The organism is Bartonella sp. AA89HNZF, assembly GCF_042196905.1.
Classification (GTDB): domain Bacteria; phylum Pseudomonadota; class Alphaproteobacteria; order Rhizobiales; family Rhizobiaceae; genus Bartonella.
This window is the reverse complement of record NZ_JBHIRD010000011.1, coordinates 52,228-67,433: the sequence shown is the minus strand read 5'-3', so window position 1 is coordinate 67,433 and position 15,206 is coordinate 52,228. Positions and strand designations below refer to the sequence as shown.

Genomic DNA, 15,206 nt, shown 5'->3' with positions numbered 1-15,206 from the left:
TGTGCATTAGCACCAAAGCTAAAACAGCCCAATGATAGGAACCGTGTGCCTATTAATAAAACAATCCCTGCCGAAATCAAGCGAGGAGACAGATGAAAACAAAACAAGCAAAACCAGTGAAAGCCGAACAACTTAGAAGTTATTATGAAGAAAGCCGTGGCTTAGAACGTGATCTTATCAATGAATTTATAAGGTCGCGCAGAACGGCATGGCGTGTTGCGAGTACTGTGGGTCTTTTTGGCTTATTCGGTATGATATGTGGAGTTGTTGGATTTTCTCAACCAGCTCCAACTCCCTTAGTATTGCGCGTTGATAATACGACGGGTGCAGTTGATGTTATCTCAATCATGCGTGAACACGAAGAAAGCTATGGTGAAGTTGTAGATAGATATTGGCTAAATCAATATGTGCTTAACCGCGAAACTTACGACTACGATACCATTCAACTGAACTATGACACGACAGCACTTTTAAGTGCGGCATCTGTTCAACAAGAATATTATAAAATCTATGATGGAGAAAATGCACGGGACAAAGTGCTTTCCAACAAAGCACGTATCACAGTTAAAGTACGATCAATCCAGCCTAATGGACTCGGTCAAGCAACTGTACGTTTTACGACTCAGCAACTTGACAGCAACGGTGCTGCTACTGGACCAAAACAGCACCAAATTGCAACAATTGGTTACACCTATGTTGGTGCACCCATGAAATCATCTGATCGATTGCTTAACCCCCTTGGTTTTCAAGTAACAAGTTACCGTTCTGACCCAGAAATACTGTTGAATGATTAAGGAATTGATTGTTATGAAAAAACTTGCGTTCGTTGTTCTATTGTCTTCGTTTTCTTCTCTTTATACGGTACCTGTGCAGGCGCTCAAAAGTCCATCAAATTCACAATATGATCACCGCATTCGCTATATAACATATAACGAAGCGGATGTGGTTCAAATTGAAACAGTTCTTGGTGTGGCAACACATATTATTCTTGAAGAAGGTGAACAGTACATAACTCATGCCTTTGGTGATTCTGAAGCCTATGCCTTTGCTCATAAAGGGCGGCATATTTTTATTAAACCAAAAGCAGAACTTGCCAATACCAATCTCATCGTTGTAACCGACAAACGGAGTTATAAATTCCGACTACAATTTCGGAATGACCGTGCGGGATCAACATATGAATTGGCTTTCCATTATCCCGATTCAAATGATGAAAAGTCAGAAGAAAACAATCGACGCCTTGCGATTGAACGTGGTTTTCACCAAAGCGTCAACGGCTATAATCTCAGTTATACCATGAGTGGTCACCAAGATATTGCTCCGATAAATGCTTGGGACAATGGGCGTATTACTTACTTTAAATTTCCCGCTAACATGGATATGCCATCGATTTATGTCGTAGATGCTGAAGGCAATGAAAGCTTAATACCACGCACCGTTATCGGCAGTTCTAATGATATTATCGCCGTTCATAAGGTCAATCCTAAATGGCTTATACGGCTTGGTAAACGCGCTCTAGCTGTTTTTAATGAAGCCTATGACCCCAATGGCGTACCAAACACAACAGGGACAGTATCTTCGGTGGTTTATCGTATCAATAAAGGAGGAAAATGATGTTTGACAATAAGGAAGGAGAGGGAAAAGGTACAAAACTGGACAACGTCGAACAAAAACATATTGAAGGTACCTATGGAGGGTCCGAACTAGGTTCTGAACGTCGTCCAACAATTCCAGGTACCCGTGCATTGTTAATGGTAGGACTTATTGTCATAGTAGCGATACCGATTGCCTTGACTTGGAAAGCTTTTAAAATGCGTAATACCGTGGAGGTTGAGGAAGAAAAACCACAACAAATAGTACAGCAAATTATACCAAACTATGTCCCTCGGATTATAGAAGAGCCAAAGATTGTAGAAGAAGCAGAAAAATCAACACAAACAGAAGATTCAAACTTGGATATTCCACCGGCATTGAGTAAACTTCTTCAAACAGCCATTCCTCCACATATGCTCCAAGATTCTGAAGAATTAGCACGCAAACGTATGCTCAGTTCTAGCCTTAACAACGGTGGTAGCGAAGGATCTACAGATACAAATAATAAAGCATCGAATAATGATAGAGGTAATGGCGTATTATTTGATAACCTTCAGCCCGTGCGTTTAGGTCAATCACATGCGATGCAACTTCGTAACCGTGACTTTTTGATTACACAAGGAACGCAAATAGATTGTACGTTAGAAACAAAAATCATTACATCACAACCCGGAATGACAACGTGTCATTTAACACGCGATATTTATTCCACAAGTGGACGTGTTGTTTTGCTTGACCGTGGTTCTAAAGTCGTTGGTTTTTACCAAAGTGGCATACAACAAGGACAAACGCGCGTATTTGTGCAATGGTTACGCATTGAAACGCCTTCTGGTGTTGTTGTCAATCTTGACTCACCAGGCACAGGTCCTCTGGGTGAAGCAGGTATTGGTGGCTGGGTTGACAGACATTTTTGGGAAAGATTTGGTAGTGCAATTATGGTAAGCATTATCGGTGATTTAGGAGAATGGGTAAGAGGAAAAGTTGGTAAAAGCAGCAAAGAAAATAAAGATAACTCACAAAATAAAGGAGCTCAGAATGCTGAATCTATAGCAATCGATGTTCTTCAAAATTCCATCAATATCACACCAACACTTTACAAAAACCAAGGCGAACGAGTAAATATTTTTGTTGCTCGTGATCTGGATTTCAGCGATGTCTACAGTCTCGTCACACGTTAACTCGATACAAAAAGATCAAGCAGTTTTTCAGCTTCTGCAACCGCTTGATTGTTTTTTAGAAGATCCCACGATCACTGAATTATCTATTTGCCGCCCCTGTGAAGTATGGACGAAAAGCTTTAAGGGTTGGCAAGTACATAGCGTACCAGAGTTAACAACCACTTTTTTGCAAACGCTTATTACAGCTATTATCGTTTATAACGGTATGGCTCCCAGAAGTATTAATTATGTGCTCTTGCCTGGTGGACAACGTGGTACAATTATACAAACACCAGCTGTTGTTGATGGTGCTCTTTCCTTTGTAATTCGTAAACATTCTCTCATAGTTAAGACGTTAGAAGAACTCAAAGAAGAAGGGGCATTTGACGATTTTTCTGATGTAAGTTTTAATAAGCCTTCAGCAAAAGAAGCCAATAACTTGTTATCGAAGCAGGACTTCACACGGTTGGAACCATTTGAAGTTCAACTCTTACAAAGTAAACGTGAGGGAAAAATTCTTGAATTTTTGGAAGAATGCGTCCTTCACAAACGCAACATTATTATTGCAGGCAAAACAGGATCTGGTAAAACAACATTTGCTCGCTCTTTAATTGAAAAGGTTCCTGTAGAGGAGCGTATTATCACAATTGAAGATGTTCATGAGCTTTTTCTACCCAATCATCCCAATCATGTACATATGATTTATGGTAACAATGTAGGCCGTGTTTCAGCTGAAGAATGCCTAGATGCATGTATGCGTCAGTCGCCTGACAGAATTTTTCTCGCTGAATTGCGAGGCAATGAAGCATGGGAATATCTCAATTCGCTCAACACTGGTCATCCCGGGTCGATTACAACAACGCATGCCAACAGCGCTTTGCAGACATTTGAGAGATGTGCCACCTTGATTAAAAGATCAGAAATTGGCCGGCAACTCGAGTTAGAAATGATAAAAATCGTTCTCTATACAACAGTTGACGTAGTGTTGTTCTTTAAAGATAGAAAACTCACTGAAGTCTTTTACGACCCGATTTTTGCTAAATCAAAAATCGCTTAAGGGGAGCTTCCTCTCTCGGTAATATGAAGCAAACAAAAATAGCCGTAACTAATTGTTACGGCTATTTTTTTAACTTTTCCTATTCTCTTTGCTTCTCCAATGGATTTTCTACACTCTTCATGAAGAAAAAAAGAAAAAAGTTAATAGACAACAACTCTACGAGAAAACCAAATTATACATAAGGCTTTCTTTATTCTCTTGCCTTTGATCATTCTTTCCATTTACCTTTTGAAAAAGTATCTTTGATGCAAAAAAGAAAAAATAGCTGCAAAATAAATATTTAAACAAAAGAAAAGAATAAATTTTGATTCGCCTATCAATGAAAGCTTCGTAAAATAGGTACTTTCGATCATCACAAATAATTATCGTCATCAAGACCAAAACTTATCGTTTAAAAATTCTAAGCGCTATTTTCAAGTGATTAATAAATATGTTTTTTAACCAAACAATCTCCAAATACGGAAAACCTCATACGAAATAAATTATCATTTCGATTTAGCATCCATAAACCACGTTCTATTTGGTAATAAAAAGTATAGTAGTATATACGACGTCTTCTTCGGACGAAGAAAGATTCTTAACCTCCAGTTGTTCGTAAACAACCAAATTTCTCTTAAGAAAGCTTTGCTAACCATATCACGTGGCTTATGTCCCTCTCCTAAAGATGATATCCATAGATTCCATAAGGTAAGCTCTACTCTGAATATTCCTGCTCTCTTCTCTGCACCACAAAAAGCAAAAATTCCTAAAAGAACAGATCTACAATCACTCTTCTTAAGATGCATCACATTGTCTTATAAAGAGTGTTCATTATTTTGCGTGTTGGATCAAAGATCTTAGTACCGTAGGATTCTCTCATTTCAAAGCTGTTTATTAACCAAAACCATGTCTCTTGCACATTATAAGTAAATAAAACCGTATAGAATGAAACTGTACAAAAAAGCACTAAAAATGCCTTTTATAAACCATCCAAAATGCCCAAAATTGTAACAACATTGGGAGTTGGCAAAGTGTCTAATGACGCCCAACTTGCTCTTTTATGAAGTGTAAAAATGGAGATGCTCTATAAATTTTATATTATTCATCGGGGCTTTACCATTATACCATCCACGAGCTCTGTAATGAAATAAGCTTAGGCATCTTAAAGAAAGGTTTCTTAAAAACAGGCGTGTAAATTGACAAGCAAAGTGTATTTGGTTCGGAGCGTTCTGTTTTACATAAGGGCTTCGATCTTATTAAAGAACGAGAGAAACAAAAGCGTGAAACAATGCGTAATCTCTATTATTTAAAAGACATTACTCTAGATGCTTTTAGAAGTCGTAAAGCAGAATTAAAAAATGATGCTAAAAATGGAAACTGGTTTTCACCTTTACAGCTTCATATTCTCCTCAAATTAGGAGGCTGTATAGCGACTTTCAAAGATTACGCCAACAAGAGATACATGATACTCTTAACTCCCATCTGATAAGTAAAAGCTGCAACAGCAAAAGCTCTTTTAGAAAAACAACGCCATAAAGTCATTAATAAACCGGCAATGAATTGGAAAAATGTTCCAGATTTTTATCAAACACTCTGCAAAGCAACAATAATGATACAACTGGCTTTGCATCTGCTTATTCTTACAGGTGTTCGTATTCTTACAGGTGTTCGTACCCATATCTTGCATCAATTCGTGAAAATCAGATTGAAGAGGATATATGAACAATTCTTGGCTCGAGAATACGAACGGTCTGCGTGATACTACAGGAAATTTTGCATGCCCTTATGATCACAAATATTAAAAATTTTAAAACAAGCACGCTTGTTTTTTCACAATGATTTCTGTTTTCTGTAACCGGTCGTAGTCCTTATCAATGTGAATTTCCTATCACAATATATAAGAGAGGTTAGGTTAAAAACCTGTCCACGTATATTTCGCTCTCATTTACGTAATTGGCTAACAGACTCCACCTACCACACCTCAAAGGACGAAGCCTCTTAACACGCACTGATCTGCAAACAATCCGCCCCCTCACCTAGCAGATTTCACCTTCTAACCACTCTAATTACCAAATCCTAAATACAATAGTGTTTTTACGGTAGAACAGAATAAATACCAAAACAATGGCTGATTATATCGTTAATACTTAGGCACCTCTCTTTCATGTTAAGAAATATCTTTTATGCTAAAAAATAAAATAAGAAACACTTTTACTGCTTAAATAATCTTCTTCAGCATATATACAAGAAAAAATGAAACCCCCTAACATAATAAATAAGACCTAAACCTAGAAATCTCTATATTTTATAGATAAAAACATATAAAATCAAAACCTACGAAACGCATAAAAATATAACATGTTTCCTTGATGATTGAATTCATTCAACTCAAATGAACCTATAAACAGCCCTTATTCCACATTCGCAACACGTGTTCTTAGAATTCTCACTAGTGTTTTCTAAATTTTCGGGAAAAACTATAAATTTGATATTTTTCAAACGTCTTATTTGCTCTTTAGTGAATTTAAATCTATGACGTTACAATAGTTTTAAATTACTACCCCCTTAACTGCATAATCTATCTCTACAATAGAGAGGGATTTTACGTTCTCCATTTTTTGAGAACTATAAATTTTGTTGTTTAATGCGATTAACAATCCAATCTTTAAAATAAAAATATGACCTTTATATATAATGATATTATCAAAAATTCCTAATCCCTGAATATTAGCAATGTTTTCGATATTATAATAAATGTGTCGTAAAATGACGAATTGTCATAATGATCACTCCTTTGTATTTCATTTAGATAATTTACATGCGTTATAATATTTGTATCAGCATTTATTTTTTGTGCTATATTTATACAGAGTTATCATTTTTTATAAAAAGTGATTAATTGAATCTGCATCAAAGTGCAAATTCTGATACGAATTTAATAAAAATAAAAACACATGGCATATTGATTTTATTATTTTTACATAGAATGCTATTTAAATTATAGTCTACTCAAAAAACTAAAGCCTTTTTAAAGGCAATAATAACTATACTAACCGCCTCATAGAAGCCAATAAATTTTTAGAGATTAAGCCTCAAAAAGGCACAAAAAACAGGCGCAATTTTCTGTTTTTTACTTTACTGTTCACTGATTAGTCAATTTTCGAAGACAATACTTAACCATCAGTTTTCTTAATCTCAGCCATTGCAAGGATTGCTTCTATAAGAATTATTTCATGCTTAAGATGGTTACAACAACTGATGCCTCATAAACAACCCATGTGTTTTTAGAGATTAAATCTCTAAAAACACGCACAATTTTCTCCATTGCGCTTTCTTTTGATCAATCAGTCAATTTTCAAAGGCGGCGTTCAACCATGAGTTTTTTAATTTCAGCAATCGCTTTCGCTGGATTTAATCCCTTTGGACAAGTTTGGGCACAATTCATAATCGTATGACAACGATAAAGGCGGAAAGGATCTTCTAAATTATCAAGACGTTCACCACACATCTCATCACGTGAATCCGCAATCCAGCGATAAGCTTGAAGCAAAACAGCGGGCCCCAAATAACGATCACCGTTCCACCAATAACTTGGACATGAAGTCTGACAACACGCACACAAAATGCACTCATAAAGGCCATCGATTTTTTGGCGATCGGAGTGACTTTGTAACCATTCTTTTGCAGGTTCAGGAGAAACTGTTTGTAACCAAGGCTCAATAACTCGGTGTTGCGCATAAAAGCGATTCAAGTCAGGAACCAAATCTTTAACAACCGGCATGGAAGGCAACGGATAAACCTTAATGGGATGTTTTACATCATCCATCCCTTTGGTACAAGCTAATGTATTGGTTCCATCAATATTCATCGCACATGAACCACAGATGCCTTCACGGCAAGATCGACGAAGTGTCAAAGTTGGATCAATATGGTTTTTAATAAACAAAAGCCCATCAAGAATCATCGGGCCACAAGCAGAACGATCTACGTAATAGGTATCTAAACGAGGATTTTCCTCATCATCAGGCGACCAACGATAAACGTGAAATTCTGTTAGTTTTTTAGCACCTTTAGGTTTAGGCCAAACCTTTCCCGGTTTTACCTGAGAGTTTTTAGGAAGCTTAATTTGTACCATATTTCAGTCTCCCCTTAATAAACCCGTTTTTTAGGTGCAATGCGCTTTAAATCGATCCCACCATCAGCTTCAGATGTTAACGGGTCCACATGGACAGGTCGATATGATAACGTCACCTTACCCTCTTTTGACAAATGTGAAAGCGTATGTTTACGCCAATTTTTATCATCACGCTCTGGATAATCTTCACGCGCATGGGCACCGCGGCTTTCTAAACGTGCTTCCGCCGAATAAACAGTCATGATTGCATTCGCCATGAGATTTTCAAGCTCTAATGTTTCAACCAAATCAGAATTCCATATCAGAGAACGATCTGTAACTTTGATATCAGACAATTCCTCCCAGATTTTATTGATCCGCTGACATCCTTGTTGCAAAGAATCCTCTGTACGGAAGACAGCCGCATCTTCTTGCATCGTGCGTTGCATTTTTTCACGCAATACCGCTGTTGGTACCGCCCCTTTTGCAAAACGCAAACGATCAAAACGTGCTATAATTTCATCAACAGCAGCTTCATTCAGGGGTGGAATTTCTGCATTCCGATCAATAATTTCACCTGCGCGAATAGCAGCAGCACGACCAAACACCACAAGATCAATCAATGAATTTGACCCCAAGCGATTAGCCCCATGAACAGAAGCACATCCCGCTTCTCCTACCGCCATCAACCCTGGTTGAATACGATCAGGCGAATCAGCCGTTGGATTGAGAACTTCCCCGTAGTAGTTGGTAGGAATTCCCCCCATGTTATAATGGACCGTTGGCAAGATGGGGATAGGTTCTTTTGTTACATCCACCCCTGCAAAAATCCGAGCTGATTCCGAAATTCCTGGTAAACGCTCGTGCAAGATTGCAGGATCAATATGGTTGAGAACCAAATGAATATGGTCCTTCTTAGGTCCCACGCCACGCCCTTCACGAATTTCAAGAGTGATACAACGCGAAACCAAATCACGTGAAGCCAAATCCTTAAAGGAAGGTGCATAGCGCTCCATAAAGCGTTCACCCTCAGAATTAATTAAATAGCCCCCCTCACCCCGAGCTCCTTCTGTAATTAAGCAACCAGAACCATAAATCCCTGTCGGATGGAATTGCACAAACTCCATATCCTGAAGTGGCAATCCAGCACGTGCGATCATTCCACCACCATCACCCGTACAGGTATGCGCCGATGTCGCAGAAAAATAAGCGCGTCCATAACCACCGGTTGCAAGAACAACCATTTTGGCAGAAAAACGATGTATTGTACCATCATCGAGATTCCATGCCACAACCCCCGTACAAACCCCATCCGTCATGATGAGATCGAGGGCAAAATATTCAATAAAAAATTGCGCATTATGCTTTAAGCTTTGTCCATAAAGCGTATGCAAAATGGCATGGCCTGTACGGTCAGCTGCTGCGCAAGTACGCTGAACAGGTGGACCTTCACCAAATTGTGTCGTATGTCCACCAAAAGGACGCTGATAAATTTTGCCTTCTTGCGTTCGCGAAAAAGGAACGCCATAATGTTCTAATTCATACACAGCAGCAGGAGCATTACGCACCAAATATTCCATTGCATCGGTATCGCCCAACCAATCAGAACCTTTCACGGTATCATATAAATGCCACTGCCAATTATCAGGCCCCATATTTGAAAGCGATGCAGCAATCCCCCCTTGTGCTGCAACCGTATGTGAGCGCGTTGGAAAAACCTTCGTAATACAAGCTGTCTTTAATCCTTGTTCCGCCATACCTAATGTTGCACGTAATCCTGCACCACCTGCCCCAACAACAACAACATCAAATTTATGATCTACAGTGCGATAAGGGGCGTTACCTGCTTTAGCGCCCAGAGATGATCCTGTACCCGCCATACTTGTTTAACCCCCTAATGCAATTTTCAAAAGAGAAAAAATAATGATACCACCTACGAGAAAACAAAATAAAATATTTAACGTCAAAAAGAATATCCGAAAACCTTCACGTGGAATATAATCTTCAATCACCACCTGCATACCAAGTTTCATATGATAAAGGACCGAAAAAGTCATCAATCCCATCAAAATAGCAACAATAGGATGTGCAAGCCGTGCACGCACAATACTATAATCCTTGCCCACAAGCGAAAGAATAAGAACAATAAAAAATATCAAAAGTGGTAGATTGATAAACCCTGTCAAACGTTCTAGCCAAAAATGCTCTGTTCCTTCATGAGCACTGCCACGCCCCCGTACTTTTCCAAGTTCCGTTCGAAAATCTTTTTTCATATCTCTTTTCACCCCCAGCTAAACAACGGTATATCCAATAATCCAAATCGCAAAAGTAACAATAAGAGAAATAAACACTGTCGCCCACGCAGTGACTGTTGCCTTTTCTTTTGCCAAAAGGCAAGGCTTCAGATCCCAAACAATGTGGCGAACACCACCAACCATGTGATGAACCCCTGCCAAAGTATAAAGAAACAAAATACACAATCCAAACCAAGAACTATAAATTTCGTAAACTGTTCTAAATGTCTCCTCGCCACACGCAATAGCAATTAGCCAAACAGCAAGAAAAACCGTTCCAACATAAAGTGCCATACCCGTAATGCGGTGTGCAATAGACATGGCCATAGTAATTGTCCAACGATAAATGCTTATATGAGGGGAACGAGGGCGCTCTTTTATCCTAGTTGTCTCTATCATAAAATATCCTGACCTGGTTTATCATAAAATATCCTGACCTGGTTTTTGCAACCGCAATGAACGAAAAAGTTCGCGCAAAACGACTAAACATACTCTCTCGTTTTTACTTGTTTGGCATCTCAAGATACCGATATTACAGGTCGGTTGTCTCAAATAACGGATTAAAGGTCACGCATAAAAAAACCGATTACTCCCCGGATATGATCCGCAAAACTCGCCTTAATCTAATACACTTTTATCTTCACGTCAAAGGTCTAAAATATTTTCCAAATATAAACAGACATTTTTTCAGATTAAACTTATCCTTTTGAGTATCCACGATATATGCAATAGTCTCTTAAACTGCACCCATGATTAAGAATAAAAAGAGGGAAAATTGATAGATTAAACATTTTTATGTCTCCTCCAAGCCTTTTAAAAGGCAAAACGAATCAAGAAAGACACAAATAAGCGGCATAAAAGCCGCTTTTGCATAAAGTTTAGCCGATATAATCTTTACTCAGAAACTTGCTTTTCAACATCTGTACTTACGGCTGCTGCTTCTACTTTCTCAACAACCTTTTCAGCTTTTTTCCGATAATCTCTCTTTTCAGCGATACGCGCAGCTTTACCTCTCAAGCCACGCAGATAATAGAGTTTTGCACGGCGCACTTTACCACGGCGCACCAGCTCAACGCCTTCAATCAAAGGAGAAAAAACAGGAAATACCCTCTCCACCCCTTCACCGTAAGAAATCTTGCGTACTGTAAAGGTCTCATTCAACCCACCACCTGAACGTGCAATACAAACACCTTCATAAGCCTGAACACGCGTCCGTGTACCTTCTGTCACACGCACCATAACACGGACTGTATCTCCTGGCTGAAATGCTGGAAATTGGCGCTTTTCTTCAATTTTTGCACATTGTTCAGCTTCAAGCTGTGCGATAATATTCATTTCTTTTATCCTTCACGTTCTTTATCGAACAGTCAGAGCGCTCAACTCTTACCAAAAAAGCCTTTATTAAGAATAAGGAGCTCTTTAGGCTATGTCTTACACAGGAGCGAATACACCATTCCTTCATTTTAATTTTGGAACTACAGAAAACCTTTTATAAAAAACTCTCTAAAAAGAGAGCCATGCAATACACCACCTTATCATATGAATCAAGTTTTCTGATGATTTTTATCATAACGCGCATAAAGATCAGGGCGACGTTGACGTGTTAACAATTCGGCTTGGCTTTGACGCCAATCTGCGATCGCTTTGTGATGACCTGAGAGCAATACAGGCGGAATACCCCGCCCTTCGAAAAGAGAAGGGCGTGTATATTGCGGATGTTCCAGCAAGCCATTTTCAAAACTTTCACACCTTGCAGAAGCTGCATTCCCCATCACTCCGGGCAGAAGACGTATAATAGCATCTAAGATAACCAATGCGGCTGTTTCACCCCCTGAAAGAATATAATCACCAATAGAAATTTCTTCTAATTCTCGTGCTTCTATGACTCGCTCATCAACCCCTTCAAAACGTCCACAAACTAACGTTACACCCGTATCACGAGCCAAGCTATGCGCGTAAGCTTGGTCAAAAGGGCGTCCACGTGGACTCATCAACAATCTTGGCGAATCCTGTGGACAGCAATCAAGAGCAGCCGCCAATACATCCGCCCGCATTACCATACCAGCTCCCCCACCAGCAGGTTTATCATCAACGCTATGGTGTTTGTCTAAAGCAAAATCCCTAATCTGTACCGTCTCCAGTGACCAAATTCCACGCTCTAAAGCTTGCCCTGCTAAAGAATACCCTAAAAAACCAGGAAACATTTCAGGATAAAGGGTTAAAACGCGCGCCTGAAATTTCATTTTATTTCTTATCCTTATTTTCTTAAACAGACTCTTAATAGCAAAAATAGCACAAACAAGACTTTTAACGCTATAGCGTTAATCTGAGTCTTCTTGATCTGCGCCATATTCAATACGATCCTTCTAAATACTTGCACTAAAAAAGACTCTAAAAATTCAGGACTATTTCGAGATAAAGTGCTTACAATATCTGCTCAAAAGAGCATTTTTAATATTTTCACACATTCCACTTTTTATTGACGAAATTCATCTGTTGTTTTTTACCTTCATCTTTATTTTTAGATTCAAGCTATTTCCTTTTTATCATTGTCTCCCCCATCAATTAAACCAGCGGCCATGGGATCAACAACAAGAAAACCAGAATCCATACAAATTTCTGGTACCGCCGCCTTACTAAAGGGAATAAGAACTCTTTTACCTGTATTCAAACGTATTTCAAGCAAATCACCAGCCCCGAAATTAAAAAAACCACACACTTCACCTAAGATTTTCCCCCCACAATCTTGGACACACAAGCCTATTAAATCGACTTGATAAAACTCATCCTCCATCAAATCATCAATTAATTGATCACGCGTCACATAAAGGCGAATACCTTTTAAAGACTCAGCCGCATTACGATTTTCTACCCCTTTAAAACGTACAATCGCCTTATTTTTTTGTATGCGAAGAGTTACAATTTCATAAGAACGCCCCATATCATCATAAAGAGTACCATAAGACTTGAAACGCTGGGGATCAGAACTTAAAATTCTAACAAAAACATCCCCTTTTATACCATGAGGCGTACCAATAATGGCAAGATAGACTTTATTTTTAAGCTTTTCTTTATTATACTTCATGCAAAAATATTATCTCTCAAAAACGAACCCTTCAATCTTATAGTTTTCTATTCAATCTTGTTGCCATATGAGACAATCTTCTAAAAGACCTTTCTTGGTAACAAAAACAAATTAATAAAGGAGAAAGTCTTATGGCAAATATTATGCTATTTTACAAAGATATCACACCAATCAACAAAATTTCTCATAAAAATCTAAAATTTGCTCCTCCAAGTGATATGTCTTTTGCCAAGGATACTCATTGGGTTCCTTTAGCAAGTACTGAATATTTTCAAGCAGCACTAGACTATCCTATTTTATTTATGTGCGCTGAAGATGAACAAAAAAAACGGCACTACACATCCGCAGCTCTTGTCGGTCTTTCTAATGACGAAAATGACTATATCGCTTCTGATAAAAGTTGGAAAAACAATACTTATGTTCCTGCTTTTGTCCGCCGCTACCCTTTTGTTTTGGCACAAATTAGCAATGAAAAAGAACTTTCTGTGTGCTTTGATCAACAGTCCGGTATGTTTAATGAAGTTGCAGGAACAGAACTTTTTAATTCCGATGGCTCTATTTCTCCTTTTATGGAAGAACGTATTCGCTTTCTTGAAAGTTTTAAAATCGCTATGGAGAAAACCTCTGAGTTTATTGATGCTCTTGTAGAAATGGATCTTCTAAGCCAAAAATCCATCAATGTGAAAAACGATAAAGGTCTCTCAGCGCAATTGGAACATTTTTGGGTTGTTGATGAAGAAAAATTGAATAAATTATCAGCAAGCCAACTTGCCAAACTTCATAAAAATGGCTTTTTAGGATTAATTTTTGCGCATTTGATGTCAACGCACAATCTTTTGAAAATACTCTCTCTCAAAGGTGAAAAGCAGCTTATCAATCGTGAAGAGAAACCTCAAAACAAGAATGGTCATTCTAACGATGAAAAATCTAAAAAGAAAGAAACTCTCAACTAGATAATGCCTATCAAAAACGACAAGAGAAAAGATGAAAACATTCCTCTCATTCCAGCAGACCATGCAATTTTAAACGCAAGGAAAAATTGGTTAGAGTGTCTTACCCAAACACGTCGTATGTCAGCACAAACAGTGCAAGCCTATGAACGTGATACGCGGCAATTTTTGTCTTTTCTCTGTCAACACTTAAGCCATACACCAACCCTTACAGATCTTGCTCATTTACGCATCAGTGACTTGCGTGCTTATCTTGCTTATCGGCGTACAAACAATGTAAGTGCTCGCTCTTTAAGCCGCGGAGTAGCAGGCATCCGTTCTTTTTTCAAATACTTATCACGTGAAGGAATCGTCAATGTTCCCGCAGCTCAACTTATCCGAAGCCCCAAACACCCCAAATCGCTCCCAAAACCTTTAGCGATAAAATCAGCACTTCACATAGTCAAACAAGAAAATCAACTGGAAAATGAACCTTGGATTACCGCGCGTAATGCTGCTGTCCTCATGCTTCTTTATGGCTGTGGAATGCGAATATCAGAAGCCTTAAGCCTCACACCAGAACAATTTTCTGATCCTGAAAAAACAAGTTTATTTATAACTGGAAAAGGAGGCAAAACACGCCTTGTTCCCCTCATAAAAATTGTTTACGAAGCCGTACAAAATTATCTTCAATGCTGCCCATATCCTTTAATAGACAACCAACCCATGTTTCGTGGTGCGCGGGGTGGTCCCCTACAGCCTGCCATTATTCAAAAAGCTGTCCGTAATTTACGTGCAAGCCTTGGTTTACCAGAAACTGCCACGCCTCATACACTACGCCATTCTTTTGCCACCCATCTTTTATCACGGGGGGGAGATTTACGCACCATTCAAGAACTTCTTGGGCACGCTAGTCTTTCCACCACACAAATCTATACCCACGTCGATACAGACCATTTGTTAAAAATCTATCAAAAGGCCCATCCCCGTTCCTAAAA

At 38.7% G+C, this 15,206-nt stretch carries 15 protein-coding genes; 8 read left to right on the top strand and 7 right to left on the bottom strand.

The genetic code is table 11. The annotated features are described in order from the left end of the window. The 6 genes from ACFIN0_RS06415 to ACFIN0_RS06390 form a co-directional block, all read left to right on the top strand. A partial coding sequence (locus tag ACFIN0_RS06415; RefSeq protein ID WP_375618343.1) for a TrwH protein occupies positions 1-96 on the top strand: 96 nt, incomplete at its 5' end. Next, on the top strand, positions 93-794 hold the full coding sequence (locus ACFIN0_RS06410; protein WP_375606007.1) for a virB8 family protein: 702 nt from the start codon (positions 93-95) through the stop codon (positions 792-794). The genes ACFIN0_RS06415 and ACFIN0_RS06410, both read left to right, overlap by 4 nt. A gap of 13 nt (positions 795-807) precedes the next feature. Continuing rightward, a complete protein-coding gene (virB9, locus tag ACFIN0_RS06405) occupies positions 808-1,614 on the top strand; it encodes a P-type conjugative transfer protein VirB9 (protein WP_375606008.1) in 807 nt (268 codons plus the stop codon). Next, complete coding sequence (virB10, locus tag ACFIN0_RS06400; RefSeq protein ID WP_375606219.1) at positions 1,614-2,771, top strand: type IV secretion system protein VirB10; 1,158 nt, start codon at positions 1,614-1,616, stop codon at positions 2,769-2,771. The genes virB9 and virB10 overlap by 1 nt, the downstream gene beginning before the upstream one ends. Then, a complete protein-coding gene (gene virB11 / locus ACFIN0_RS06395; protein ID WP_375609938.1) occupies positions 2,746-3,807 on the top strand; it encodes a P-type DNA transfer ATPase VirB11 in 1,062 nt (353 codons plus the stop codon). Before virB10 ends, virB11 begins: the two co-directional genes overlap by 26 nt. A 1,267-nt stretch (positions 3,808-5,074) precedes the next feature. Next, positions 5,075-5,272, top strand: a complete 198-nt coding sequence (locus ACFIN0_RS06390) for a hypothetical protein (RefSeq protein WP_375702149.1) — start codon at positions 5,075-5,077, stop codon at positions 5,270-5,272. A 1,869-nt stretch (positions 5,273-7,141) separates the two neighbouring features. Here the strand turns inward: ACFIN0_RS06390 and ACFIN0_RS06385 are convergent. The 7 genes from ACFIN0_RS06385 to rimM all read right to left on the bottom strand — a co-directional run bounded on the left by ACFIN0_RS06385 (position 7,142) and on the right by rimM (position 13,279). After that, on the bottom strand, positions 7,142-7,921 hold the full coding sequence (locus ACFIN0_RS06385) for a succinate dehydrogenase iron-sulfur subunit (RefSeq protein ID WP_375606011.1): 780 nt from the start codon (positions 7,919-7,921) through the stop codon (positions 7,142-7,144). A 14-nt stretch (positions 7,922-7,935) separates the two neighbouring features. Continuing rightward, positions 7,936-9,780: a succinate dehydrogenase flavoprotein subunit gene (sdhA, locus tag ACFIN0_RS06380; protein ID WP_375702148.1), complete on the bottom strand. Its 1,845-nt coding sequence runs from the start codon at positions 9,778-9,780 to the stop codon at positions 7,936-7,938. A 6-nt stretch (positions 9,781-9,786) separates the two neighbouring features. Continuing rightward, positions 9,787-10,173, bottom strand: coding sequence for a succinate dehydrogenase, hydrophobic membrane anchor protein (gene sdhD, locus ACFIN0_RS06375; protein WP_375606013.1), 387 nt, complete (start codon positions 10,171-10,173; stop codon positions 9,787-9,789). Between the two features lie 18 nt (positions 10,174-10,191). Beyond that, positions 10,192-10,593, bottom strand: a complete 402-nt coding sequence (gene sdhC / locus ACFIN0_RS06370) for a succinate dehydrogenase, cytochrome b556 subunit (RefSeq protein WP_375606014.1) — start codon at positions 10,591-10,593, stop codon at positions 10,192-10,194. Between the two features lie 495 nt (positions 10,594-11,088). Continuing rightward, positions 11,089-11,529 (bottom strand): 50S ribosomal protein L19, encoded by a 441-nt coding sequence (gene rplS / locus ACFIN0_RS06365; RefSeq protein WP_375606015.1) that lies wholly within the window; start codon positions 11,527-11,529, stop codon positions 11,089-11,091. Between the two features lie 209 nt (positions 11,530-11,738). Continuing rightward, positions 11,739-12,437 carry a tRNA (guanosine(37)-N1)-methyltransferase TrmD gene (gene trmD, locus ACFIN0_RS06360; RefSeq protein WP_375606016.1) on the bottom strand — a complete coding sequence of 233 codons (699 nt, stop codon included), beginning with the start codon at positions 12,435-12,437 and terminating at the stop codon, positions 11,739-11,741. A 284-nt stretch (positions 12,438-12,721) separates the two neighbouring features. Then, complete coding sequence (rimM, locus tag ACFIN0_RS06355; RefSeq protein WP_375702147.1) at positions 12,722-13,279, bottom strand: ribosome maturation factor RimM; 558 nt, start codon at positions 13,277-13,279, stop codon at positions 12,722-12,724. A gap of 131 nt (positions 13,280-13,410) precedes the next feature. On the opposite strand from rimM, the gene ACFIN0_RS06350 reads away from it, so the two are divergent. Beyond that, entirely contained in the window at positions 13,411-14,232 is an 822-nt protein-coding gene (locus tag ACFIN0_RS06350; RefSeq protein WP_375606018.1) for a SapC family protein, read from the top strand. Positions 14,233-14,235: 3 nt separating this feature from the next. Next, a complete protein-coding gene (locus ACFIN0_RS06345; RefSeq protein WP_375609046.1) occupies positions 14,236-15,204 on the top strand; it encodes a tyrosine recombinase XerC in 969 nt (322 codons plus the stop codon). Positions 15,205-15,206 lie beyond the last annotated feature (2 nt).